Genomic DNA, 24206 nt, shown 5'->3' with positions numbered 1-24206 from the left:
ACCCCCGGGCCTGCCCTCCGGGCAGACGACGCTACTTTCGAAACACGCCCTAGCGGCCCAGGCGCCCGCGGATCTCCCCGGCCACCTCGGCCAGGGCCACGGGCGTCTGCTCGCCGGACTCCATGTCCTTGAGCTGGACGACGCCCTCGGCCAGGTCGCGCTCGCCCGCGACGACCGTGAAGCGGGCCCCCGACCGGTTCGCGCTCTTCATCGCACCCTTGAGGCCCCGGTTCCCGTACGCGAAGTCCGCCGCGACACCCTCGCGGCGCAGCTGCGTGACCACGCCGAAGAGCACCCGCCGGGCCTCCTCGCCGAGCGGTACCGCGAAGACGCTGGTGGCGGCGGGCAGTTCGAGCTCGATGCCCTCGGCCTCCAGCGCGAGCACCGTACGGTCCACGCCGAGCGCCCAGCCCACCGAGGGGAGCGCCGGGCCGCCGATCATCTCGGAGAGGCCGTCGTAGCGGCCGCCGCCGCCCACCGCGGACTGCGAGCCGAGCCCGTCGTGGACGAACTCGAAGGTGGTGCGGGTGTAGTAGTCGAGACCGCGGACGAGCTTCTCGTCGTCCTCGTAGACCACACCGGCCGCCGAGAGCAGGTCGCGCACCTCCTCGTGGTACGCCTTGCAGGCGTCGCACAGGTAGTCGCGCAGCACCGGGGCGCCGGTCAGCTGCTTCTGCACCTCGGCCCGCTTGTCGTCGAGGACCCGGAGCGGGTTGATCTCGATGCGGCGGCGGGTCTCCTCGTCCAGGTCGAGCTCGCGCAGGAAGGTCTGGAGGGCGTCCCGGTAGACGGGGCGGCACTCCTTGTCGCCCAGCGAGTTGAGCAGGATGCGGAAGTTCCGCAGGCCCAGCGTGCGGTACGCCTGGTCGGCCAGGATGATCAGCTCGGCGTCCAGCGCCGGGTCCTCGGCTCCGATCGCCTCGGCGCCGACCTGCGAGAAGTGCCGGTAGCGGCCCTTCTGCGGGCGCTCGTAGCGGTAGTACGAGCCGGAGTACCAGAGCTTCACCGGCAGGTTGCCGAGCTTGTGGAGGTTGGCCTCCAGGGCGGCGCGGAGCACCGAGGCGGTGCCCTCGGGGCGCAGGGCCAGCTGCGAGCCGCCCTTGGTGGTGAGGGTGTACATCTCCTTGGTCACGATGTCGGTGGACTCACCGACACCGCGCGAGAAGAGGGCGACGTCCTCGAAACCGGGCGTCTCGATGTAGCCGTAGCCGGAGTTCTTCAGGGGTGCGGCGATCGCCTCGCGCACCGCGAGGTACTTGGCGGAGTCCGGCGGGGTCAGGTCGTACGTGCCCTTGGGGGCCTTGAAGGTGCTCACGGGGGTTTCTCTCGTCACATTCCTCGTCGGGGCGCGTCCAGTCCGTTCAGGAACGGATTGGAGGCGCGCTCGCGGCCGATGGTCGTCTGGGGGCCGTGGCCGGACAGCACCACGGTCGAGTCGTCGAGCGGCAGGCACACGCGGGCCAGCGACTCGAGCAGCTCGGCGTGGTCGCCACCGGGCAGGTCGGTACGTCCGACGGAGCCGGCGAAGAGCAGGTCGCCCGAGAAGAGGACCTGCGGAACATCCGCGGCCCCGGGCATCCTGAACGTCACCGACCCCTTGGTATGGCCGGGCGCGTGCGCGACGGAGAACTCCAGGCCGGCCAGCTCCAGACGGGCACCGTCACTCAGCTCCTTGACATCGTCCGGCTCCCCGACCGTCAGCTCGCCCATGAGCGGCATCCCGATGGAGCGGCCGAGGGCCTTCTCCGGGTCGCTCATCATGAACCGGTCCTCGGGGTGGATCCAGGCGGGGACGTCGTGCGCGCCGCACACCGGGACCACCGAGGCGACGTGGTCGATGTGGCCATGGGTCAGTACGACGGCGACGGGCTTCAGCCGATGCTTCTTCAGCGCCTCCTCGACCCCGGAGGCGGCCTGGTGGCCCGGGTCGATGATCACGCACTCCTCGCCCGCGGCCGGGGCGACCAGATAGCAATTGGTCCCCCAGGCCCCTGCGGGGAACCCGGCAATGAGCACGATCGTCCTTAATGGTCGTCCGACGGCGGAACGCGACGGAGGGGGTCGCGGCAGTTCAGAGCCTACCGGCGCTCCTCATTCCACAGCTAACCCATATACGGTACGGGGCAGCCAAGGCCCGAACCCACGACCCAGCAAGGAGATCACCCGGTGGTCAGCAGCGATCAGCGGCGACGGCAGCTCGCCAGGGACAAGTTCCAGCGGCAGCAGCAGCGCCGGGAGGAGGCCCGCAACCGCAGGAAGCGGCTGACGATCATCATCGCGTCCTCGGTCGTCGCGGTGGCGGTCATCGGTGGAGCCTCCTACCTCGCCCTCAGCGGCGACGACACCAAGAAGGACACCGCGGACGCCGCCGCGAGCGCGAGGCCGTCGCCGAGCGAGGAGAGCAAGGCTCCCGAGCCCGCGATGAAGATCGACAAGAAGGCCACGTACACGATGGCGCTGGGAACGAGCCAGGGCGACATCTCGTTCTCCATGGAGGCGGCGAAGACGCCGCACACCACGAACTCCTTCAAGTCGCTGGCCGACAAGGGCTTCTTCGACGGCACCAAGTGCCACCGGCTGACCACGCAGGGCATCTTCGTCCTGCAGTGCGGCGACCCCAAGGGCGACGGCACGGGCGGCCCCGGCTACACCATCCCCGACGAGAACCTGGACGGTCTGGGCAAGCCGGGCAAGGACGGCACGGTGACGTACCCGGCGGGTACGGTCGCGATGGCGAACGCCGGACCGCAGACCGGTGGCAGCCAGTTCTTCCTGGTCTACAAGGACAGCAAGCTGCCGCCCAACTACACCCCGTTCGGCACGATGGACGACGCCTCGCTGAAGACCCTCGAGAAGATCGGGGCTGCGGGCGCGGCGGGCGGTGCGCCCGACGCCGCGCCGAAGAAGGAAGTGAAGATCACGAAGGCCACTGTCGACAAGTCGTGACCGGCCGGACCGCTTCCGGCGCCGCCGGGTGCGGGACTGATTTTTTTCGGTCGCGCTGAGTGCGGACAGCCGGGCGGCCGGTCGCCTAGATTGACGTTGTGCAGGGCGGGCGCTGCCCGCCCCAGGAAACTGTGGACGATGCCAGGGGGGTGAACCCCCTCGCGGGCATCAGGTGGAGGAGACGCTGTGAGCAGCGACCCGTGGGGCCGTGTCGATGAGACCGGCACCGTGTACGTGCGGACAGCCGACGGCGAGCAGGTCGTCGGATCGTGGCAGGCGGGTTCCCCCGAGGAGGCTCTGGCCTACTTCGAGCGCAAGTACGAGGGCATTGCGGTCGAGATCGGCCTCCTCGAACGGCGGGTGAAGACAACCGACCTGTCGGCGAAGGACGCGACGACCGCCATCGAGCATCTGCGTGTCCAGGTCGACGAGCACCACGCCGTGGGTGACCTCGACGCGCTGCGCAAGCGGCTCGACGCGCTCGTCGCGGCCGTCGACGCGCGTCGCGAGGAGCGCAAGGTCCAGAAGGCGAAGCAGACCGACGAGGCGAAGCACGCCAAGGAGGCCCTGGTCGCCGAGGCCGAGCAGCTGGCGCAGAGCGAGCAGTGGCGCTCGGCCGGCGAACGGCTCCGCGCGCTCGTCGACACGTGGAAGGGCCTCCCCCGGCTCGACCGCAAGTCCGACGACGAGCTGTGGCACCGCTTCTCGCACGCCCGCTCGGCGTTCTCCAAGCGTCGCAAGGCCCACTTCGCCTCGCTGGACGCCCAGCGCGAGGACGCCCGCAAGGCGAAGGAGAAGCTGGTCGCCGAGGCGGAGTCGCTCTCCGGCTCCACCGACTGGGGGACCACCGCCGCCCGCTACCGCGACCTGATGACGGCGTGGAAGGCGGCGGGCCGCGCCCAGCGCGAGGCCGAGGACGACCTGTGGAACCGCTTCCGCGGTGCGCAGGACGTCTTCTTCGCCGCCCGCAGCGAGGTCTTCGCCGAGCGGGACGCGGAGCAGGGCGACAACCTCAAGCTGAAGGAGGAGCTCGCGGTCGAGGCCGAGCGGCTGGTACCGGTGAAGGACCTGAAGGCGGCCAGGGCCGCGTTCCGGGCCATCAACGAGCGCTGGGAGGCCGTCGGCCATGTGCCGCGCGACGCCCGCCCGAAGGTCGAGGGGCGGATGCACGCGGTGGAGCGGGCGCTCCAGGAGGCCGAGGAGGCGGAGTGGCGCCGGACGAACCCTGAGGCGCGGGCCCGCGCCGCGGGGCTGACCGGTCAGCTCCAGGCGGCCGTCGACAAGCTGCGTACGCAGATCGACGCCGCCCGCGCCTCGGGCAACAACGCCCGTGCCGACAAGCTGGCCAAGGAGCTCGAAGGCCGTCAGGCGCTGCTGGACCAGGCGCTCAAGGGCCTGGAGGAGTTCGGGGGCTGAGGTCGGGGGATCCGGCATACGCCCGAGGGGCCTTTCCGCGTTCGCGCGGGAAGGCCCCTTCCGCGTCCGGGCGGGTACGGCACGGACGGAAGCGATGGGATCACGACCACTGCCGGGATCCGGCAGTGCCACGGACGACCGCGTCGCGGTCCTCCGCGTCCCCGGCGACCCGGGCATCGGCGACGCGAGGCGAGCGGCCGTCGGCAGGGCGGTACTTTCTGGACCACGGCCGGTACGGGGCCGGCGCCCAGCCCCCGGCCCCTCTCGGCCCGGCCGCTACGGCCGGCGGGCCGAGGTGACCCGGTAGACGTCGTAGACGCCCTCCACGCCCCGGACCGCCTTCAGTACGTGGCCGAGGTGCTTGGGGTCGCCCATCTCGAAGGTGAAGCGGGAGGTGGCCACCCGGTCCCGGGAGGTCTGGACGGCCGCGGACAGGATGTTGACGTGCTGGTCGGACAGGACGCGCGTGACGTCCGAGAGCAGCCGGGACCGGTCGAGCGCCTCGACCTGGATGGCGACCAGGAAGACCGAGGACTGGGTCGGCGCCCACTCGACGTCCAGGATCCGCTCCGGCTGCTGCGACAGCGAGTCGACGTTGACGCAGTCGGCGCGGTGCACGGAGACGCCGCTGCCGCGGGTGACGAAGCCGATGATCGGGTCGCCGGGAACCGGCGTGCAGCAGCGGGCCAGCTTGACCCAGACGTCCTCGACGCCCTTGACGACCACGCCCGGGTCGGCGTTGGAGCGCCGCTTGCCACGGCTGCGGGAGGGCGGCGAGCTCTCGGCGATGTCCTCGTTGGCCTCGTCCTCGCCGCCGAGCGCCTGGACCAGCTTCTGCACGACCCCGGCGGCCGCGACATGGCCCTCGCCGATCGCCGCGTACAGCGAGGAGATGTCGGGGTAGCGCATCTCGTGGGCGAGGGTGACCAGGGAGTCGCCGGTCAGGATGCGCTGGATCGGCAGGTTCTGCTTGCGCATGGCCCGGGCGATGGCGTCCTTGCCCTGCTCGATCGCCTCGTCGCGGCGCTCCTTGGAGAACCAGGCACGGATCTTGTTGCGGGCGCGGGGCGACTTGACGAAGCCCAGCCAGTCCCGGGACGGTCCGGCTCCGGCCGCCTTGGAGGTGAAGACCTCCACCAGGTCGCCGTTGTCGAGCGTCGATTCGAGCGGGACGAGCCGGCCGTTGACCCGTGCTCCTATGGTCCGGTGGCCGACCTCCGTGTGCACCGCGTACGCGAAGTCGACCGGGGTCGCTCCGGCGGGCAGCGCTATCACGTCGCCCTTGGGCGTGAAGACGAAGACCTCGTTGCGCGAGAGGTCGAAGCGCAGCGACTCCAGGAACTCGCCGGGGTCCTCGGTCTCCTTCTGCCAGTCCAGGAGCTGGCGCAGCCACGCCATGTCGTTGACAGTGTCCTGGCGTGCGCCCTTGCCGGGGCTCTTGGGCACGTCGGTGCGGACCTTGGAGGCGCCCGCGACGGCCTCCTGCTTGTACTTCCAGTGCGCGGCGATGCCGTACTCGGCGCGGCGGTGCATGTCGAAGGTGCGGATCTGGAGTTCGACGGGCTTGCCGCTGGGACCGATCACCGTGGTGTGCAGTGACTGGTACATGTTGAACTTGGGCATCGCGATGTAGTCCTTGAACCGGCCGGGGACCGGATTCCATCGCGCGTGGACGGTGCCGAGCGCCGCGTAGCAGTCGCGGACGGTGTCGACGAGGACCCGGATGCCCACCAGGTCGTAGATCTCGGCGAAGTCCCGGCCCCGCACGATCATCTTCTGGTAGACGCTGTAGTAGTGCTTCGGCCGGCCGGTGACGGTGGCCTTGATCCGGGCGGCGCGCAGATCGGCCTGGACCTCGTCGGTCACTATGGCGAGGTACTCGTCGCGCTTGGGGGCCCGCTCGGCGACCAGGCGCACGATCTCGTCGTACATCTTGGGGTAGAGGATCGCGAAGGCGAGGTCCTCCAGCTCCCACTTGATGGTGTTCATGCCCAGGCGGTGCGCCAGCGGGGCGTAGATCTCCAGCGTCTCGCGGGCCTTCTTCTCCTGCTTCTCCCGCTTGAGGTACCGCATGGTGCGCATGTTGTGCAGGCGGTCGGCGAGCTTGATGACCAGGACCCGGGGGTCCTTGGCCATGGCGACGACCATCTTGCGTACGGTCTCGGCCTGCGCGGCCTCGCCGAACTTGACCTTGTCCAGCTTGGTGACGCCGTCGACGAGCAGGGCGACCTGGTCGCCGAAGTCGCGGCGCAGGGTGTCGAGGCCGTACTCGGTGTCCTCGACCGTGTCGTGGAGCAGCCCGGCCATCAGGGTCGCCGGGTCCATGCCCAGCTCGGCGAGGATGGTCGTGACGGCGAGCGGGTGGGTGATGTACGGGTCGCCGCTCTTGCGCTTCTGGCCGCGGTGCCAGCGCTCGGCGACCTGGTAGGCCCGCTCGATCTGGCGGAGCGTGGCCGTCTCGATCTTGGGGTCGTTGCCGCGGACGATCCGCAGCAGCGGTTCGAGCACCGGGTTGTACGGGCTGGAGCGCTGCACGCCGAGCCGGGCCAGCCGGGCCCTCACCCGGTTGGACGAGCCGCCGGAGCGGGTGGCGGGAGCGGTGGGCTGCACGGGCCTGGCCGCGGGCTTCGACGGGGGCTTCGGGGCGGAGGCGGCCGGGGGCGCCGCGGCGGCCGGCTGCGCGGGCTGGCCGGGGGCGACGGGACCTGCCTCGGGGCCCTTGCCGGGCATCGGCTTCGGCTTCTCCGCGGGCTGCCTCTTCCCGGGCGCGGCTGGGGCCGCCGCGGGCTTGTCGGGCTGCGGGGCGGCGACTGGCTGGGCCTCGTCTGGCAAGAGTGCTCCTCGTGCGGATCCGGGTACCCGGAAAGGCCATCGTATCGAGCCTGCGCCCGCTCTTCCCCCGGGGACCGTGGAGACTCCCGACAACGCGGAACGGGCACCCGGTTGTTCCCGGGTGCCCGTTCCGTGCGTGGCCGTGTCGGTGGCGTGCGGCTCAGACCGTGATCAGGACTTCCAGCGGCGCACCGCGCAGCCCCTGCTCCAGACGGGCGCGCCCGTCCAGGAAGCCGAGCTCCATGAGGACCGCGACGCCCGCGACCTCGGCGCCGGCCCGCCGGATCAGCTCCAGCGAGGCCTCTGCCGTGCCGCCCGTGGCGAGGATGTCGTCGATGACCATGATCCGGTCGTCGGCGGACAGGTCCTCCGCGTGGATCTCGATCTCGGCGGTGCCGTACTCCAGCTCGTAGGCCTGGCTGAGCGTCGCCCCGGGGAGCTTGCCCGCCTTGCGGACCGGTACGAAGCCGAGCCCGGCCCGGACCGCGACCGGGGCGGCCAGGATGAAGCCGCGCGCCTCCAGACCGACGACCTTCGTGGCGCCGTACCGTACGCACAGCTCCGCGAGGGTGTCGGTGAGGGCGGTGAACGCCGCCGGGTCCGCGAGCAGCGGGGTGATGTCCTTGAACAGCACGCCCGGCTTCGGGTAGTCGGGGACGTCACGGATCCGGCTGAGCAGGAGCTCGCGGGTGGTGTCGGTGGTGCTGGTCATCGGCGGTTCCCCGGGGTGCGGCCGTGGCCCCTGGGGGGCTGCTGGCGCTGACCGACGACCGCCGCGGCGGGGGCGGCGTCCTGCGGGAAGTCGTCGTCCTCCGGCTGGTCCTCGGCGGACTCGCCCTTGGCGGCGGCCGCCGCGCGCTTGGCGAGGATCCGCTTCTTCAGGGCCTTCATCTGCGGGTCGCGTTCCTTGAGGTCGGCGACGAGCGGCGTGGCGATGAAGATCGAGGAGTACGCACCGGCGGCGAGGCCGACGAAGAGCGACAGCGAGATGTCGTTCAGCATGCCCGCGCCGAGGACACCGCCACCGATGAAGAGCAGGCCGGCGACCGGCAGCAGCGCCACGATGGTGGTGTTGATGGAACGCACCAGCGTGCCGTTGATGGACCGGTTGGCGATCTCGCTGTAGGTCCAGCGGGTCTGCTTGGTGATCCCGACCGTGCTCTCCTTGAGGCTGTCGAAGACCACGACGGTGTCGTAGAGCGAGTAACCGAGGATGGTCAGCAGACCGATCACGGTGCCCGGGGTGACCTCGAAGCCGACCAGGGCGTAGATGCCGACCGTGATGGTGATGTCGTGGATCAGCGCGACCAGGGCCGCGATGGCCATCCGCCATTCGAAGGCGATGGCCAGGTAGATCACGACCAGGACCATGAAGACGCCGAGCCCGGTCCACGCCTTGTTGGCGATCTGCTCACCCCAGCTGGGGCCGACCAGGTCGGCGGCGATCTTCTCCGCCGGGACGTCGAGGTCCTTGGAGAGGGTGTCCTTGATCTGGTCGGACTTCGCGGTGTCGACCTCGGTGATCTGAATGCGCAGACCGCCGTTGCCGAGCTTCTGGACGATCGCCTGGTGCCCGGAGGCCTTGGTGGCCAGGTCCTCGGCCTCGGCGACGGTGGCGGAGGTCTTCGGGGTGGTGAAGACCGCGCCGCCCTTGAACTCGATGCCCATGTTCAGGCCGCTGACCGCCAGGCCGACGATGGCCGTGATGGTGATCAGGATCGAGATCCCGTACCAGATCTTGCGCTTGCCGATGAAGTCGTAGCCGACCTCGCCTCGGTAGAGACGGGCGCCGAGCGTGCCGAGTCGCGACATCTCACGCCTCCTTCGGGTCAGAAGTGGGGGCGGTGGCACGCCGCGAACGGCGCAGCGGCGGCTTGGCGCCGAGCCGCTTCGGGTCCAGGCCGGACCACGGGTGACCGCTCGCGAAGAACTTCTTGCGGGCCATGATCGTCATGACGGGCTTGGTGAAGAAGAAGACCACGACCACGTCGAGCAGGGTGGTGAGACCCAGCGTGAAGGCGAAGCCCTGCACCTTTCCGACGGTGACGACGAAGAGGACGGCGGCGGCCAGGAACGACACGAAGTCGGAGACCAGGATGGTGCGCCGGGCGCGCGGCCAGGCCCGCGCGACCGCGGGGCGGAGCGTGCGGCCCTCGCGGATCTCGTCGCGGATCCTCTCGAAGTACACGATGAAGGAGTCCGCGGTGATACCGATGGCCACGATGGCACCACAGACGGCCGGGAGGTTCAGCGCGAAGCCGATGGCCGGGCCGAGCAGCGCCATCAGCGTGTAGGTCAGGATGCCGGAGGCCAGGAGGCTGAGCAGCGCGATGAACGCCAGGCCCCGGTAGTAGGCGACCAGGTAGATCACGACCAGGGCGAGGCCGATCGCACCGGCGATCAGACCGGCCCGGAGCTGCTCGCCGCCGAGCGCGGCGGTGACCGTGGTGACGCTCTGCTCCTTGAACGAGAGCGGGAGCGCACCGTAGGAGAGCACGTTGGCCAGGTCCTCGGCGGACTGCTGGGTGAAGCTGCCGGAGATCTCGGCGTTGGCGCTCAGCGCCGTACGCACGGAGGGCGCCGAGACGACTTCGCCGTCGAGCGCGATGGCGAACTGGTTCTGCGGCTGCTGCTGCGCGGCGAGGCGGCCCGTGATCTTCTGGAACTTCTTGGCGCCGGACTTGGTGAACTCCATCTGAACGATCCACTGACCGTTCTGGTCCAGCGCCGCCTTGGCGCTGTCCACGTCCGTGCCGGACACCTCGGCCGGGCCGAGGATGTACTTGGGCCAGCCGTCCTCCTTGGAGCCGCACGCGACGACCGGATCGGTCGGCTTGGTGCCCTGGGTGGCCTTGGCGCGGGACGCCGCGCTGGAGCAGTCGAGCGCCTCGAACTTCTTCTGGAGTTCGGCGGTGGCCGCCTGGTCGGCCGTGGAGGCCGACGGCGTGGCGTCGCCCTTGGGCGTGGTGCTCGCCTTCGGGTCGGGGGTGGAGTCGGCCTTCAGGCCGCCGGTGACCGCGCGGCCCTGGGTGGTGGCGCTCGGGTCCGGGCTCGCCGAGCCCTTCCCGTTCCCCGCCTCGGGGGCGCTGGGGCTGGTGGACGGGTCGGGCTTGCCGGAGGTCGACGCGCTGGGCTTCGGAGTGGGCGTGCCCTGGGCGACGGTCAGCACCGGCCGGAAGTAGAGCTTGGCGGTCGTACCGACCTGCTCACGGGCCTGGGCGGAGTTCGTGCCCTTGGGGATGTTGACGATGATGTTGCGATCGCCCTGGGTCTGGACCTCGGCCTCGGAAACACCCAGACCATTGACACGGCGCTCCATGATCTGGACCGCCGTGTCCATGTTGGTCTTGTTGATCGCAGATTCCTGGCCCGGCTCACTCTTCGCCTCGAGCGTGATCGAGGTGCCGCCCGCCAGGTCGATGCCCAGCCTCGGGGTGGGGTGGTCCGCCAGGAACATCCCGCCGGTGAGCGCGACCATGGCGATCAGGATCAGAGCCAGGGAACGCCCCGGCCTGCCCTGCCCGCCGGCCGGTCCCCGGCTCTTCTTCGGTGCTGCCACCTTCTCGTTTCTCCCTGTCCAACCGCCCCGGGCCGGGTACGCACCCGAGCGGCCACGAAGTGTAGTGGGGACCCGCCCCCGCAGAAGATCGCACGGACCGGGGAGTGCCGGACGCCGGTGGGCTCACGGCATCCCCGGGCGTGGGTCACTTCGCGTCGGACTCGCCGTCGTCCTTGCCCTCGGACTTCTTGCCGGACTCGGCGTCCTTCGGCTCGTCCTCGTCGGCCTTCTTCTCGAGGTCGATCCGGGTGTCGTCGTCACGCTCGGTCAGCGAGGAGGCGTCGTCCGGGACGACCGTGCCGTCGAGGCCGCTCTCGTCGTCACCGTGGACGATGTGGTTGTACTCCTCGTCGCTGAGGACGGCGCCGATGGCGTTCTTGGCGTAGACGGCGTGGACGCCGGGCGCGACCTCCAGGAGGACCGTGTCGTTGTGCAGCTCCTTGACGGTGGCGTACATACCCCCGATCGTCCGGACGCCGGTGCCGGGCTGCATCTCGTCGCGCATCTGGGCGGCGGCCGCCTGCTTCTTCTTGGCGGACCGCGTCATCAGGAACATGGCCCCGATGAGCACGATGAAGGGGAGGAGAGTCACGGGATTCACGGGACGAGTTTCCTTCGCACGACCGCGTTGGGGAGCGGCCTGTATCTACGGGGGTGGGTACACCGACCTGATAAGGGCGGCATCGGCGGAGTCTAAGCGAGTCCGCATCGATGGAACAACGCCCGGAGCCGGTCCGTGGTTCCGGCTCCGGCGAACCTGTGACGGATCACGCCCCGAACAGGCCCTGTTGTCCCTTTCCGCCGTGCTGCGGAGGTACGAGCCCGAGATGGGCCCAGGCCGCGGGGGTCGCGACCCGTCCGCGCGGCGTCCTGGCCAGGAGCCCTTCCCGGACCAGGAAGGGCTCCGCGACCTCCTCGACGGTCTCGCGCTCCTCCCCCACGGCGACCGCGAGGGTGGACAGCCCGACCGGTCCGCCGCCGAAGAGCTTCAGCAGGGCTTCGAGCACCGCGCGGTCGAGCCGGTCGAGCCCGCGGGCGTCGACCTCGTACACCCCGAGGGCCGCGGCGGCGATCGGGCGGTCGATCCGTCCGTCGGCCTTGACCTGGGCGTAGTCCCGGACGCGGCGCAGCAGTCGGTTGGCGATACGGGGGGTGCCCCGGGACCGGCCGGCGATCTCGGCGGCGCCGTCCGCGTCTATCTCGACGTCGAGGAGGCGGGCGGAGCGGTGGACGACGCGCTCCAGCTCGGCGGGGGCGTAGAACTCCATGTGGCCGGTGAAGCCGAAGCGGTCGCGCAGCGGGGGCGGGAGCAGGCCCGCGCGCGTGGTGGCGCCGACCAGGGTGAACGGGGGAAGTTCCAGCGGGATGGCGGTGGCGCCGGGGCCCTTGCCGACGATGACGTCGACCCGGAAGTCCTCCATCGCCATGTAGAGCATCTCCTCGGCCGGCCGCGACATGCGGTGGATCTCGTCGAGGAAGAGGACTTCCCCCTCCTGGAGGGAGGAGAGGATCGCGGCGAGGTCGCCCGCGTGCTGGATGGCGGGGCCGGAGGTGATCCGGATGGGGGCGCCCATCTCGGCCGCGATGATCATGGAGAGGGTGGTCTTGCCGAGGCCGGGGGCGCCGGAGAGCAGGACGTGGTCGGCGGTGGCGCCGCGGGCCCTGGCCGCCTTGAGGACCAGGTCGAGCTGCTCGCGCACCTTCTCCTGGCCGACGAACTCGTCCAGGTCCTTCGGACGCAGGGCGGCCTCCACGGCGGTGTCCTCGCCGTCCGCGTCGGCCCGGACGAGGCGCTCGTCGAGCCGCTCGTCGGTGTCGGGTCCGGTCTCGTCCCAGTTCATTCGGTCTGTCCCGCCTCGGATGTCTCGGTGCCGTGCGGTGCCCGGCCCGGCGTCGGGGTGGCGCGCTGGGGTCAGCGCGCGCGGTTGAGGGTCTGGAGTGCGGCGCGGAGCAGCTGCGGCACGGGAGCCTGACCGCCCTCGGCGATGGCCGCCTCGGCCTGCGGCGTGACGGCGGCGACCGCTTCGTCCGCCTCGCGGGTGGCGTAGCCGAGGCCGATCAGGGCGGCCTGGAGCTGGTCGCGCCAGGAGGAGGTGACGGCGGTGCCGATGCCCTGGCGGCCGATGTGGGCGCCGACCGGCTCGCCGAGTCTGTCCTTCAGTTCGAGGAGGAGTTTCTGGGCGCCCTTCTTGCCGATGCCGGAGACGGCGGTGAGCGCCTTCTCGTCGCCGGTGGCGACCGCGGTGCGCAGCGCGTCCGGGCTGTGGGTGGCGAGCATCGCCTGGGCGAGCCGCGGCCCGACCCCGCTGGCGGTCTGGAGCAGCTCGAAGACCTGCCGCTCGTCGTCGTCGGCGAAGCCGTAGAGGGTGAGCGAGTCCTCCCGTACGACGAGCGAGGTGGCGAGCCGGGCGTCCTGGCCGATCCGGAGCGCCGCGAGGGTGTTCGGCGTGCACTGGACGGCCATGCCGATGCCGCCGACCTCGATCACGGCCGTGGTCGGGGCGAGGGCGGCCACCGGGCCGCTGACGAAGGCGATCATCGGGAGACCTTCCGGGCGGGAGCTGCGGCGGGACGGACCGCCGGGGTGCGGGGGGCGCGGGCCGCGGCGGCGGCCGCGTGCGCCTGCTGGAGGCGGTTGACGGCGGGGGCGCGCCAGATGTGGCAGATGGCGAGCGCGAGGGCGTCGGCCGCGTCGGCCGGTTTCGGCGGGGCGTCGAGCCGGAGCAGCCGGGTGACCATGGCGCCGACCTGTGCCTTGTCGGCGCGGCCGGTGCCGGTGACGGCGGCCTTCACCTCGCTGGGGGTGTGCAGCGCCACGGGGATGCCGCGGCGCGAGGCGCAGAGCATGGCGACCGCGCTGGCCTGGGCGGTGCCCATGACCGTGCGGACGTTGTGCTGGCTGAAGACCCGCTCCACGGCGACGTATTCGGGCCGGTGCTCGTCGAGCCATTCCTCTATGCCGCGCTCGATGGCGACCAGCCGGTGGCCGAGCTCCGCGTCGGGCGGGGTCCGTACGACGCCCACGCCGCGCATCGTCAGCGGGCGGCCGGCGACGCCCTCGACGACGCCGACACCGCACCGGGTCAGCCCCGGGTCCACGCCCAGCACCCTCATGGGGCACCCCCTCCGTACCGGTCGGTCAAGTGTTCCCGCAGGCTATCGGCCGGCACTGACAATGCGACGGGCCGACGGGGGTGTGTCCCCGTCGGCCCGCGCGTAGAGGCTGTGCCGAGCTCGGCCTATGCCTCGACCTTCTCCATGACTTCGTCCGAGACGTCGAAGTTGGCGAAGACGTTCTGCACGTCGTCGCTGTCCTCCAGAGCGTCGATCAGCTTGAAGATCTTGCGCGCGCCTTCCTCGTCCAGCTCGACCTGCATGGTGGGCAGGAAGTTGGCCTCGGCGGAGTCGTAGTCGATGCCGGCCTCCTGGAGCGCGGTACGGACCGCGACCATGTCGGTGGCCTCGCTGACGACCTCGTACGTGTCACCGAGGTCGTTGACCTCCTCGGCGCCCGCGTCGAGGACCGCGCCGAGGACGTCGTCCTCGGACAGCTCGCCCTTGGGGACGATCACGACGCCCTTGCGGTTGAAGAGGTACGAGACCGACCCGGGGTCGGCCATCGAACCGCCGTTGCGGGTCATCGCCACACGTACGTCGGAAGCGGCGCGGTTGCGGTTGTCGGTGAGGCACTCGATGAGCACCGCGACACCGTTCGGGCCGTAACCCTCGTACATGATCGTCTGGTAGTCGACGCCGCCCGCTTCGAGACCGGCACCGCGCTTGACCGCGGAGTCGATGTTCTTGTTCGGGACGGAACTCTTCTTCGCCTTCTGGATCGCGTCCACAAGGGTCGGGTTTCCATCGGGGTCGGCGCCACCGGTACGGGCCGCCACCTCGATGTTCTTGATCAGCTTCGCGAAGAGCTTGCCGCGCTTGGCGTCAATCACGGCCTTCTTGTGCTTCGTCGTAGCCCATTTAGAGTGGCCGGACATCTGCCTTCTCCTTCGCGTCACCCAAAACGATTCGAACCCGAGAGATCCTACCGGGATCGAGTCAGCCGACTGCGCGCACCATGTCCACGAACAGCGCGTGAACACGGTGGTCCCCGGTCAATTCCGGGTGGAAGGACGTCGCCAGGGCGTTTCCCTGACGTACCGCGACGATATGGCCGCCGTGCTCGGCGACCACCCGGGCCCGTGCGCCGACCGACTCCACCCAGGGGGCGCGGATGAAGACGCCCTCCACGGGGCCGCCCTCGATCCCGGCGACCTCGACGGCCGCCTCGAAGGACTCGTTCTGCCGTCCGAAGGCGTTGCGGCGCACGATCATGTCGATCCCGCCGACCGTCTCCTGGCCCGCACGCGGGTCGAGGATCTTGTCGGCGAGCAGGATCATCCCGGCGCAGGTGCCGTAGACGGGCATCCCGTCCCGGACCCGGTCGCGCAGCGGTTCCAGCATGCCGAAGAGGGAGGCCAGCTTGGACATCGTGGTGGACTCGCCGCCGGGGATGACCAGGCCGTCCACCTCGGCGAGTTCCTCGGGACGCCGGACCGGCCTGGCCAGGGCGTCCGCCGAGGCCAGGGCGATCAGGTGTTCCCGTACGTCGCCCTGGAGTGCCAGGACGCCGATCACAGGGGTGTCGCTCATCGGTGCTTACCAGCCACGGTTCGCGTAGCGCTCGGCCTCGGGCAGGGTGTCGCAGTTGATGCCGACCATGGCCTCGCCCAGGTTCCGGGAGGCGTCCGCGATGATCTTCGGGTCGTCGTAGAAGGTGGTGGCCTTCACGATCGCGGCGGCGCGCTTGGCGGGGTCGCCGGACTTGAAGATGCCGGAGCCGACGAAGACGCCCTCGGCGCCGAGCTGGCGCATCAGCGCGGCGTCGGCCGGGGTGGCGACACCGCCCGCGGAGAAGAGCACGACGGGCAGCTTGCCGAGCTCGGCGACCTCCTTGACCAGCTCGTACGGGGCGCGCAGCTCCTTGGCGGCGGCGTACAGCTCGTTGTTGTCGTAGCCGCGCAGGCGGGCGATCTCGTTCTTGATCTGCCGCAGGTGGCGGACGGCCTCGACGACGTTGCCGGTGCCCGCCTCGCCCTTCGAGCGGATCATGGCCGCGCCCTCGGCGATCCGGCGCAGGGCCTCGCCCAGGTTGGTGGCGCCGCAGACGAACGGGGTGGTGAAGGCGAACTTGTCGCTGTGGTTGATCTCGTCGGCCGGGGTGAGGACCTCGGACTCGTCGATGTAGTCGACGCCGAGGGACTGGAGCACCTGGGCCTCGACGAAGTGGCCGATACGGGACTTCGCCATGACCGGGATGGAGACGGCCCCGATGATCTCCTCGATCATGTTCGGGTCCGACATCCGGGCCACGCCGCCGTCCTTGCGGATGTCGGCCGGCACCCGCTCCAGGGCCATGACGGCCACCGCGCCCGCGTCCTCGGCGATCTTCGCCTGCTCGGCATCGACGACGTCCATGATCACGCCGCCCTTGAGCTGCTCGGCCATGCCGCGCTTGACGCGGGCGGTGCCGGTGGCCGGGGAGTCGGCGGACTGCGGGGTGGCGGGAAGCGTGGACATGGGTCGACCTCACTGGGAGAAAAGTTGCCGAAACGCACGGGTTGGTGCGGTACCGAGCAAACGCTCCGGGAACAGTCCACTGCAAGGGCCAATAGTGGGCCGGTGGATCGTTTTGGCCGCGTACGGGTGGCGATGTGGCCCCGGTCACGCGGGAAGTGGCCGTCCGGTCAGCTGCCGGGGCGGTCCGCCAGGGCCGCCGGGGGTTCGTCGTCCATCTCGAAGGCCAGGGGGAAGGGCGCGTGGCCGGCCAGCCGGAACCACCGCACCTTGCGGTGGCGGCGCAGGGCGCGGGCCGCGCGCACCGCGTCGTTGTGGAACCGCCGGGCCATCGGGACGCGGCGGGCGGCGGCGGCCAGTTCGAGCGCCGTCTCCTCGCCGCCGGGGATCTCCTTGACGGCCTCCACCTGCTCCGGTTCACCGAAGACCGCCCGCAGCGCGGCGCTCAGTTCGCTCTCCGCCACCTCGCGCTGCTCCCCCTCAGCCTGGCGGGCCGCGTGCGCGGCCTCGTACAGGACGATGGAGGCGGCCGGGTCGAGGACGCCGGACGTGGCGAGCTCCTGGGTCACCGAGGCGCGGCGCAGGAGCTGGGCGTCGAGGGCGGCCCGGGCGGCGTCGATCCGGGTGTGCAGGCGGTCCAGCCGGCCGGCCGTCCAGCTGAGGTACATGCCGGTCGCGACGACCGCGACCACGATCCAGAAGAGGGTTTCGATCACGGGCGGCAAGGCTACCGCCGGGGCGAGGGCGGCGTGCCGGTGCGGCCCCGGGCCCCGGCCGGCTCCTACTCGCGCGTCAGGCCGAGGCGGGCGCGCAGGCCGGTGCGTTCGTCGGCCGCCACCGAGGCCGCCCCGTCCGTCACCGTCTCGTAGACCGCCAGGATGTCCGCGCCCACCGTCGACCAGTCGAACCGCCGTACGTGCGCGGCGCCCCGTGCGCTCAGTCCGGCGCGCCGCTCCTCGTCGCCGAGCAGCCGGAGCGCGGCGGCGGCCAGCGCGTCCGCGTCCTCGTTGGCGAACAGTTCGCCGGCCGCGCCCTGGTCCAGCACCTGTGCGAAGGCGTCCAGGTCGCTGGCGAGGACCGGTGCCCCGGCCGACATCGCCTCGACCAGGATGATCCCGAAGCTCTCGCCGCCGGTGTTGGGCGCGACGTACACGTCGACGCTGCGCAGCAGCCGTGCCTTGTCCTCGTCGCTCACCATGCCGAGGAACTCGACCCGCTCGCGCATCTCCCGCGGCAGCGAGGCGACCGCCTCCTCCTCGTCCCCCCGGCCCGCGACCAGCAGCCGGGTCTCCGGGCGGGCGGCGAGGATCGCGGGCAGCGCCCGCATCAGGACGGGCAGGCCCTTGCGGGGCTCGTCGATCCGGCCGATGAAGCCGATCGTGCCGCCCTGCCACTCGGCCCGGGGCTCGGCGCCGGCGAAGAAGTCGACGTCGACCCCGTTCGGGATGACCACCGCGTCGCCGCCCAGGTGCTCGACCAGGGTGCGGCGGGCGTACTCGCTCACCGCGATGCGCGCGCTGATCTTCTCCAGGGCGGGCTGGAGGATCGGGTACGCCGCGATCATGGCCCGGGAGCGCGGGTTGGAGGTGTGGAACGTGGCGACGATCGGCCCCTGGGCGGCCCAGCAGGCGAGCAGCCCGAGCGAGGGCGAGGTCGGCTCGTGGATGTGGATCACGTCGAAGGTGCCGTCGTGCAGCCAGCGGCGCACCCGGGCCGCCGACAGGAAGCCGAAGTTCAGCCGGGCCACCGAGCCGTTGTACGGGACGGGCACGGCGCGGCCCGCCGACACCACGTACGGCGGCAGCGGGGTCTCGTCGTCGGCGGGGGCGAGGACGGAGACCCGGTGCCCCAGCCGGATCAGGTGCTCGGCGAGGTCGCGGATGTGGAACTGCACGCCGCCCGGTACGTCCCAGGAGTACGGGCAGACGATGCCGATCTTCACCTCGGGTCCTCCCGGGTCTCCAGATCGGCGAGCCAGAGCCGTTGCAGCATGTGCCAGTCCTCCGGATGGTCGGCGATTCCGACGGCGAAGGCATCGGCCAGCGCCTGTGTCATCGAGGACATCTTCTCGGCGCGGGTGCCTGAGTCCGGCACCTCGACCGGCTCGTGGATGCGGGCCCTCATCACCGGCGTGCCGTCGTAGCCGAGGGTCACGGGGAGCAGCAGCGCGCCGGTCTGCTGGGCCAGCAGCGCGGGTCCGGCGGGCATCCGCGCGGTGTCGCCGAAGAACGTCACCTCGACGCCGGAGGCGGACAGGTCGCGGTCGGCGACCAGGCAGACCAGCCCGCCCGCGCGCAGCCGCCGGGCCAGGGTGCCGAAGGCGGCGCCGCCGCTGTGCGGCAGGACCTCCATGCCGAGGCCCTCGCGGTAGGCGACGAAGCGGTCGTACAGCGTCTCGGGCTTCAGGCGCTCGGCGACGGTGGTGAACGGCACCCTGAGGTCGGTGGTGACCCAGGCGCCCGCCAGGTCCCAGTTGGCCAGGTGGGGCAGGGCGAGGACGACGCCGCGCCCGGCGTCGAGGCCGTCGGTGAGCCGGTGCGCGCCGGTCACGTCGATGGATGCCTTGATCCGTTCCGGGCTCCAGGTGGGCAGCCGGAAGGACTCCATCCAGTAGCGCATGTACGAGCGCATTCCGGCGCGGGAGAGCTCGGCCAGCCGGGCCGGGGACGCGTCGGGAACGACCCGGGCGAGGTTGGACTCCAGCCGCAGCACGCCCTTGCCGCGCCGCTTCCAGACCTGGTCGGCGAGGGTGCGGAAGAGGGTGCGGGCGGCCGGTTCGGGGAGCTTCTTGACGGCCGTCCAGCCGAGCCCGTAGAGCCCGTCGGTCAGCCGGTCGCGCAGGCCGGAGCGCCTGTGGCCCGGATCGTCGCTCACCGGGCGGTCCCGCTCCCCGGGGCGGCGGCCGCGGCCGCGTCGGCGGCATCGGCCTCGGCGGCCTCACGGCGTACGGTGACGACCCGCTGCACGAGCGTGATCAGGCTGCCCACGGCGACGATCCACAGCGCGATCGGGAGCAGCACCTGGACGCCCGGGACGCCGAACGCGTGGAGACCGGCGAGCCCTGCCGCGACCAGTGAGATCACCAGCCGCTCGGCACGCTCGACGAGACCGTTGACCGCGACCGGCAGCCCGATCGACTCGCCGCGCGCCTTGGTGTACGAGACCACCTGGCCGCTGGCCAGGCAGAAGATCGCGACGGCGCAGAGGGTGTTGTCGTCGCCGTTGCCCGCGTACCAGAGCGCGAACCCGCCGAAGATCGCGCCGTCGGCGACCCGGTCGAGCGTCGAGTCCAGGAAGGCGCCCCAGCGGCTGGAGATCCCGGCCTGCCGGGCCATGTTGCCGTCGACGAGGTCGGAGAAGACGAAGATCGTGATGACGATCGTGCCCCAGAAGAACTCCCCCATGGGGAAGAAGACCAGCGCACCTGCCATCACCCCGGCCGTGCCGATCAGAGTGACCGCGTCGGGGCTCACGCCGAGGCGGAGCAGCAGTGCGGCGAACGGTGTGAGGACACGCGTAAAAAATGCACGCGCGTACTTGTTCAGCATGGCCTTCCCGAGGGTCGGTGGGCCGAGCGGCCCCTACGGCCACCGGCTGGCCCATCGTAGTCACGCCCGCCGGACTCCACCCTCCGGGCACCCGGCCGCGCGCCGCGGGGTGCTTTGGATGGACGCGTACCGGTCCGAGTGGAAAGCTCGAATTACCGCGGGTCGCGTCCGGCCGCCGCGGCGGAACCGCGCACGGCCCCTTTCCCGCATCGGATCTTCCCCCGCTCCGCGCCATCAGCCGGGAGGTACGCATCATGGGCGACAAAGGACACCCGCACACCGGGGCCGCCGGCAGGGCGACGACGGCCGGCCGGCCCTCGTCCGTACGGAACGTGGTGCTGGTCGGCCCCAGCGGCTCGGGCAAGACCACCCTCGTCGAGGCCCTCGCGCAGACCGCCGGCGCGGTCAACCGGGCCGGCCGGGTCGAGGACGGCGCCACCGTCTCCGACTACGACGAGATCGAGCACCGCAGGCAGCGCTCCGTACAGCTCTCCCTGGTCCCCGTCGAGTGGGGCGGGTACCGGATCAATCTGCTGGACACCCCCGGGTACGCCGATTTCGTCGGGGAGCTGCGGGCGGGCCTGCGGGCGGCGGACGCGGCCCTGTTCGTCGTGTCGGCCGCCCAGGAGGCCCAGGCGGTGGAGGACACCGCCCGCGCCGCGTGGGAGGAGTGCGCCGCGGTCGGGATGCCGCGCGCCGTCGTCGTCACCCACCTCGACATGGCGCGGACCCCGTTCGACGCGATGACCCGGCTCTGCGGGGAGGTCTTCGGCGGCGACGACCCCGACGCGGTGCTGCCGCTCTATCTGCCCGTCCACGGTCCCGAGGGGGCCGACGGGCACGCCCCGCTCACCGGGCTCACCGGGCTCCTCACCGAACGGTTCCTCGACTACTCCTCGGGCGAGCGTCTGGAGCACCCGCCCGAGGAGGCCCGCCGGGACGCGCTGCGGGAGGCCCGCGACCGGCTCATCGAGGGGATCATCGCGGAGAGCGAGGACGAGACCCTGATGGACCGCTACCTCGGCGGGGCCCCGGTGGACGTCGCCACGCTCCTCGGCGACCTGGAGCGCGCCGTGGCCCGGGGCACCTTCCACCCGGTGCTCGCCGCGGCCCCGGCCGGCGACGGGGCCCGCCAGGGCGTCGGCACGGTGGAGCTGCTGGAGCTGATCACCGGCGGCCTCCCGGCCCCGCCGGAGCGGCCGCTCCCCGGGATCACCCCGCTGCACGGGGCCGCGAGGCCGGACCTGGTCTGCGATCCGGACGGGCCGCTGGTCGCCGAGGTCGTCAAGACGGCCACCGATCCGTACGTCGGCCGGATGTCGCTCGTCCGGGTCTTCTCCGGCACGCTCCGCGCCGACGAGACCGTCCATGTGCTCGGCCGCGGTCTCACCGGTCCGGGGAACGCGCCCCTCCCCTTCCACGAGGCGGAGGTGCGGGTCGGCGCCCTCTCCTCCCCCTTCGGCAAGCAGCAGCGCCCCCGCGAGGTGTGCGTGGCGGGCGATCTGGCCGGGGTCGCCCGGCTCGGCGGCGCCGAGACCGGGGACACCCTGTCCGACCGGGACCTGCCGCTGCTGCTGGAGCCCTGGACCGTGCCGGACCCGTTGCTGCCGCTCGCCGTGGAGGCCCACGGCAAGGCGGACGAGGACAAGCTGTCCCAGGGGCTCGCCCGGCTGGTCGCCGAGGACCCGACCATGCGCCTGGAGCAGAACCAGGACACCCACCAGGTGGTCCTGTGGTGCCTCGGCGAGGCCCACCAGGACGTGGCGCTGGACCGGCTGCGCAACCGCTACGGGGTCCAGGTCGACGCCGTGCCGCACCGGGTGGCGCTCCGCGAGACCTTCGCCGCCCCGTCGGCCGGGCGCGGCCGCCATGTCAAGCAGTCCGGCGGCCACGGCCAGTACGCCATCTGCGAGATCGAGGTGGAGCCGCTGCCCCCGGGCTCGGGCATCGAGTTCGTGAACCGGGTGGTGGGCGGCGCGGTGCCCCGACCGTTCGTCCAGTCCGTCGAGAAGGGGGTGCGCGCCCAGGCCGCCCGCGGGGTGGCGAGCGGCCACCCGCTCGTCGACGTACGGATCACGCTGCGGGACGGCAAGGCCCACTCGGTGGACTCCTCCGACGCCGCCTTCCAGACCGCGGGCGCGCTGGCGCTGCGCGAGGCGGCCGCCGCGGCCCGTGTCCAGCTGCTCGAACCGGTCGCCGAGGTCACGGTCCTGGTCCCGGACGACTACGTGGGGCCGGTGATGAGCGACCTGTCCGGGCGGCGCGGCCGGGTGGTCGGCACCGAGCAGTCCGGCCCGGGCCGGACCCTGGTGCGGGCCGAGGTGCCCGAGCTGGAGATCGACCGGTACGCGGTCGACCTGCGGGCCCTCACCCATGGCGCCGGCCGGTTCGACCGGGCGTACGCCCGGCACGAACCGATGCCCCCGCACCTCGCCGAACGCCTCCGGGACCAGCGGGCGGGCGCCCCTGGCGACAACTGAACCGGCGCGCCGTCCGCCTTTGTCCACGGGGCGGACGGCGCGGGGATCCGGACGATACTCTGTGGTCCCAGCTCAGAAAGTGTGCCGAGCACGGCAGTTGGGAAACAGCCGCAGGAGCAGTTCCTCGGCGGCGAGTGGGGGCGACAGTGGCCAGCGACGGATTCGATTTCTCTCCCGGAGCGCAGATCCCGCTCCAGGGATCGGGCGGGCAGGCAGTGGTGACGAATGCCCTCGCCTCGGCGGCCTACCGGGACAGCCCGGTGGAGAAGATCCTTGACGCCAACAACGAGTGGCACAAGTCCGAAGTCAAGGTGGGCCGTTCCAAGCTCTTCAAGTCCGACTACTTCAAGCCGAATTTCGGTGAGGCGTTCTCCCGTGCCGTTCAGGAGCGGATGCTGGGCGGCGCCCGCAAGGCCCTCATCCAGTCCTTCGGGACCGATCCGCAGACCGTCGTCGAGCACTGTCTGTCCGCGTCCCGCCTCCGCAAGAGCCGCGACACCAAACTCACCGTCATCACCGCCGTGTTCGGCTTTCTCTTCCTCCCCGGCATGCTGATGTGGATCATCGCGTTCCGGCTGCGCGACTCCCTCGCCAAGACCTCGGACAAGGTGCTCTCCGCGCTGGGCAACGCCCTGCTCCCGATCATCGGGATCGTGGCGCTGATCGCGGTGGTCAACGTGGATCTCCACAACTTCCTGGCGATCTACGTCCTGCTGGCCATCGTCGCCCCGGTCGTCGGCTGGTATCTCGCCAAGCAGGTGGCCGAGGCGTCCGCCAAGGACATGCGGGCCCGCTGGGAGGGGCTGCTCTCCGGCGGCGGCATCACCGCCAAGATCCCCGAGGCCGTGCCGAAGAACCCCAGCGAGACCTCCCGCGAGGCGCTCCGCCAGGGCCTGGAGAAGCTCACCGCCGAGCAGCACTCCAACTCGGTCTTCTACGCGGGCCCCAAGGGCATCCTCGGCATGGGGACCCGCTGGGGGAGCTGGCAGCTGGCCGAGGAGCTCGTCTCCAAGGAGCCGGGCAAGGAGTTCCACCAGTTCCGCAGCTGGGACGTGATCCGGGCGATCCACGACCAGCTCAAGATGCTGGAGCGCGGCCCGCTGAACACCGGGGGGTTCCCCAAACCGTCGGTCACCCACTGGATCGTCTCTCCCGTCGGTGAGAACGCGGACTCGGTCTCCCGGCCGGCCGGTGAGGACGTCGCCACCTTCCAGGTCAAGCCGCACGAGATACAGCGGATCTGCAACCACCAGCAGTTCGGCGGCGGCAACCGGCACTACCTGGGCGTCCAGTTCGTCCTCTGGGACGGGCAGTTGATCATCACCATGATGATCACGGTCACGGTGCTCCACGAGACGCTGCGCATCGAGGTGACCGGACACGCGCTCGGCCCGGTCCACTCCCTCTTCACCAGCAAGCCCTCGGCCCCGTCCAAGACGGTCAACAAGACGGTGCGCTTCTGGGAGACCCGGGACATCAAGCTGCCGCTGGTGGAGTCCAGCGAGGTGGTCCGCCTCGCCCTGCGCGCCCCGCTCACCTGGTACCCGCCGCTGCTGGACTACCTGGGCGGGAAGATCGCCCTGCCCGAGCCCTTCGGCCTGCGGCACGCCTGGGCCGAGCAGCCGTGGCGCCACCGCTTCATGGCGGACGACGCGATGCGCGCCGCGACGCCCGTACTGCGCGCCGTGCACAACGCCGCGCTGCGGGTCCTCTCGGAGAACGGTGTCGACACCGAGCGCTTCAACAACCGCTCGATGGTGCTGAGCGGCGCGGTGCAGGACCCGAGCCCGCGCAAGGCCGACCTGTACGACGCGTAGCAGGCACGAGAGAGCCCGAAGGCCGTCCCCGTCTCCG

At 71.4% G+C, this 24206-nt stretch carries 21 protein-coding genes; 4 read left to right on the top strand and 17 right to left on the bottom strand.

Annotated features, from left to right (window positions below; translation table 11 throughout):
* Positions 1-49: 49 nt before the first annotated feature.
* Both hisS and ACIQGQ_RS19930 read right to left on the bottom strand, forming a co-directional pair.
* A complete protein-coding gene (gene hisS, locus ACIQGQ_RS19935; protein WP_402397555.1) occupies positions 50-1315 on the bottom strand; it encodes a histidine--tRNA ligase in 1266 nt (421 codons plus the stop codon).
* Between the two features lie 14 nt (positions 1316-1329).
* The gene (locus tag ACIQGQ_RS19930; protein ID WP_402397553.1) at positions 1330-2016 is read right to left on the bottom strand and encodes an MBL fold metallo-hydrolase; all 687 of its coding nucleotides are present in this window, start codon (positions 2014-2016) and stop codon (positions 1330-1332) included.
* 150 nt (positions 2017-2166) lie between these two features.
* On the opposite strand from ACIQGQ_RS19930, the gene ACIQGQ_RS19925 reads away from it, so the two are divergent.
* Positions 2167-2946 (top strand): peptidylprolyl isomerase, encoded by a 780-nt coding sequence (locus tag ACIQGQ_RS19925; RefSeq protein ID WP_402397550.1) that lies wholly within the window; start codon positions 2167-2169, stop codon positions 2944-2946.
* A gap of 186 nt (positions 2947-3132) precedes the next feature.
* Positions 3133-4362 carry a DUF349 domain-containing protein gene (locus ACIQGQ_RS19920; protein WP_402397547.1) on the top strand — a complete coding sequence of 410 codons (1230 nt, stop codon included), beginning with the start codon at positions 3133-3135 and terminating at the stop codon, positions 4360-4362.
* A gap of 276 nt (positions 4363-4638) precedes the next feature.
* On the opposite strand, the gene ACIQGQ_RS19915 is transcribed toward ACIQGQ_RS19920, so the two are convergent.
* The 15 genes from ACIQGQ_RS19915 to pgsA form a co-directional block, all read right to left on the bottom strand.
* On the bottom strand, positions 4639-7194 hold the full coding sequence (locus ACIQGQ_RS19915; protein ID WP_402397545.1) for a RelA/SpoT family protein: 2556 nt from the start codon (positions 7192-7194) through the stop codon (positions 4639-4641).
* Positions 7195-7354: 160 nt separating this feature from the next.
* On the bottom strand, positions 7355-7906 hold the full coding sequence (locus tag ACIQGQ_RS19910) for an adenine phosphoribosyltransferase (protein WP_402397542.1): 552 nt from the start codon (positions 7904-7906) through the stop codon (positions 7355-7357).
* A complete protein-coding gene (gene secF / locus ACIQGQ_RS19905; protein WP_366290500.1) occupies positions 7903-9006 on the bottom strand; it encodes a protein translocase subunit SecF in 1104 nt (367 codons plus the stop codon). Before secF ends, ACIQGQ_RS19910 begins: the two co-directional genes overlap by 4 nt.
* Position 9007: 1 nt before the next feature.
* Positions 9008-10753 (bottom strand): protein translocase subunit SecD, encoded by a 1746-nt coding sequence (gene secD / locus ACIQGQ_RS19900; protein WP_402397539.1) that lies wholly within the window; start codon positions 10751-10753, stop codon positions 9008-9010.
* A 145-nt stretch (positions 10754-10898) separates the two neighbouring features.
* Entirely contained in the window at positions 10899-11354 is a 456-nt protein-coding gene (gene yajC, locus ACIQGQ_RS19895) for a preprotein translocase subunit YajC (protein ID WP_402397537.1), read from the bottom strand.
* A 166-nt stretch (positions 11355-11520) separates the two neighbouring features.
* Positions 11521-12594: a Holliday junction branch migration DNA helicase RuvB gene (gene ruvB, locus ACIQGQ_RS19890; protein ID WP_366290492.1), complete on the bottom strand. Its 1074-nt coding sequence runs from the start codon at positions 12592-12594 to the stop codon at positions 11521-11523.
* 71 nt (positions 12595-12665) lie between these two features.
* The gene (gene ruvA, locus ACIQGQ_RS19885; protein ID WP_402397534.1) at positions 12666-13292 is read right to left on the bottom strand and encodes a Holliday junction branch migration protein RuvA; all 627 of its coding nucleotides are present in this window, start codon (positions 13290-13292) and stop codon (positions 12666-12668) included.
* On the bottom strand, positions 13289-13867 hold the full coding sequence (ruvC, locus tag ACIQGQ_RS19880) for a crossover junction endodeoxyribonuclease RuvC (RefSeq protein ID WP_402397532.1): 579 nt from the start codon (positions 13865-13867) through the stop codon (positions 13289-13291). The genes ruvA and ruvC overlap by 4 nt, the downstream gene beginning before the upstream one ends.
* Positions 13868-13992: 125 nt before the next feature.
* Positions 13993-14745, bottom strand: coding sequence for a YebC/PmpR family DNA-binding transcriptional regulator (locus ACIQGQ_RS19875; RefSeq protein ID WP_352277445.1), 753 nt, complete (start codon positions 14743-14745; stop codon positions 13993-13995).
* 61 nt (positions 14746-14806) lie between these two features.
* Positions 14807-15400, bottom strand: a complete 594-nt coding sequence (pdxT, locus tag ACIQGQ_RS19870; RefSeq protein ID WP_352277446.1) for a pyridoxal 5'-phosphate synthase glutaminase subunit PdxT — start codon at positions 15398-15400, stop codon at positions 14807-14809.
* A gap of 6 nt (positions 15401-15406) precedes the next feature.
* A complete protein-coding gene (pdxS, locus tag ACIQGQ_RS19865) occupies positions 15407-16327 on the bottom strand; it encodes a pyridoxal 5'-phosphate synthase lyase subunit PdxS (protein WP_402397528.1) in 921 nt (306 codons plus the stop codon).
* A 167-nt stretch (positions 16328-16494) separates the two neighbouring features.
* The gene (locus ACIQGQ_RS19860) at positions 16495-17040 is read right to left on the bottom strand and encodes a hypothetical protein (RefSeq protein ID WP_366290480.1); all 546 of its coding nucleotides are present in this window, start codon (positions 17038-17040) and stop codon (positions 16495-16497) included.
* A gap of 65 nt (positions 17041-17105) precedes the next feature.
* Complete coding sequence (locus ACIQGQ_RS19855) at positions 17106-18266, bottom strand: glycosyltransferase family 4 protein (protein WP_402397526.1); 1161 nt, start codon at positions 18264-18266, stop codon at positions 17106-17108.
* Positions 18263-19198: a phosphatidylinositol mannoside acyltransferase gene (locus ACIQGQ_RS19850; protein ID WP_402397523.1), complete on the bottom strand. Its 936-nt coding sequence runs from the start codon at positions 19196-19198 to the stop codon at positions 18263-18265. The genes ACIQGQ_RS19855 and ACIQGQ_RS19850 overlap by 4 nt, the downstream gene beginning before the upstream one ends.
* Positions 19195-19872 carry a phosphatidylinositol phosphate synthase gene (gene pgsA / locus ACIQGQ_RS19845; RefSeq protein ID WP_402397521.1) on the bottom strand — a complete coding sequence of 226 codons (678 nt, stop codon included), beginning with the start codon at positions 19870-19872 and terminating at the stop codon, positions 19195-19197. Before pgsA ends, ACIQGQ_RS19850 begins: the two co-directional genes overlap by 4 nt.
* Before the next feature lie 254 nt (positions 19873-20126).
* On the opposite strand from pgsA, the gene ACIQGQ_RS19840 reads away from it, so the two are divergent.
* Together ACIQGQ_RS19840 and ACIQGQ_RS19835 are read left to right on the top strand one after the other, a co-directional pair.
* Positions 20127-22352 (top strand): elongation factor G-like protein EF-G2, encoded by a 2226-nt coding sequence (locus tag ACIQGQ_RS19840; protein ID WP_402397519.1) that lies wholly within the window; start codon positions 20127-20129, stop codon positions 22350-22352.
* Between the two features lie 146 nt (positions 22353-22498).
* The gene (locus ACIQGQ_RS19835; protein WP_402397516.1) at positions 22499-24169 is read left to right on the top strand and encodes a hypothetical protein; all 1671 of its coding nucleotides are present in this window, start codon (positions 22499-22501) and stop codon (positions 24167-24169) included.
* Positions 24170-24206 lie beyond the last annotated feature (37 nt).

Source organism: Streptomyces sp. NPDC092952 (assembly GCF_044754785.1).
In the GTDB taxonomy this organism is placed as follows: Bacteria; Actinomycetota; Actinomycetes; order Streptomycetales; family Streptomycetaceae; genus Streptomyces.
This window is presented reverse-complemented; position numbering and strand designations above follow the sequence as displayed.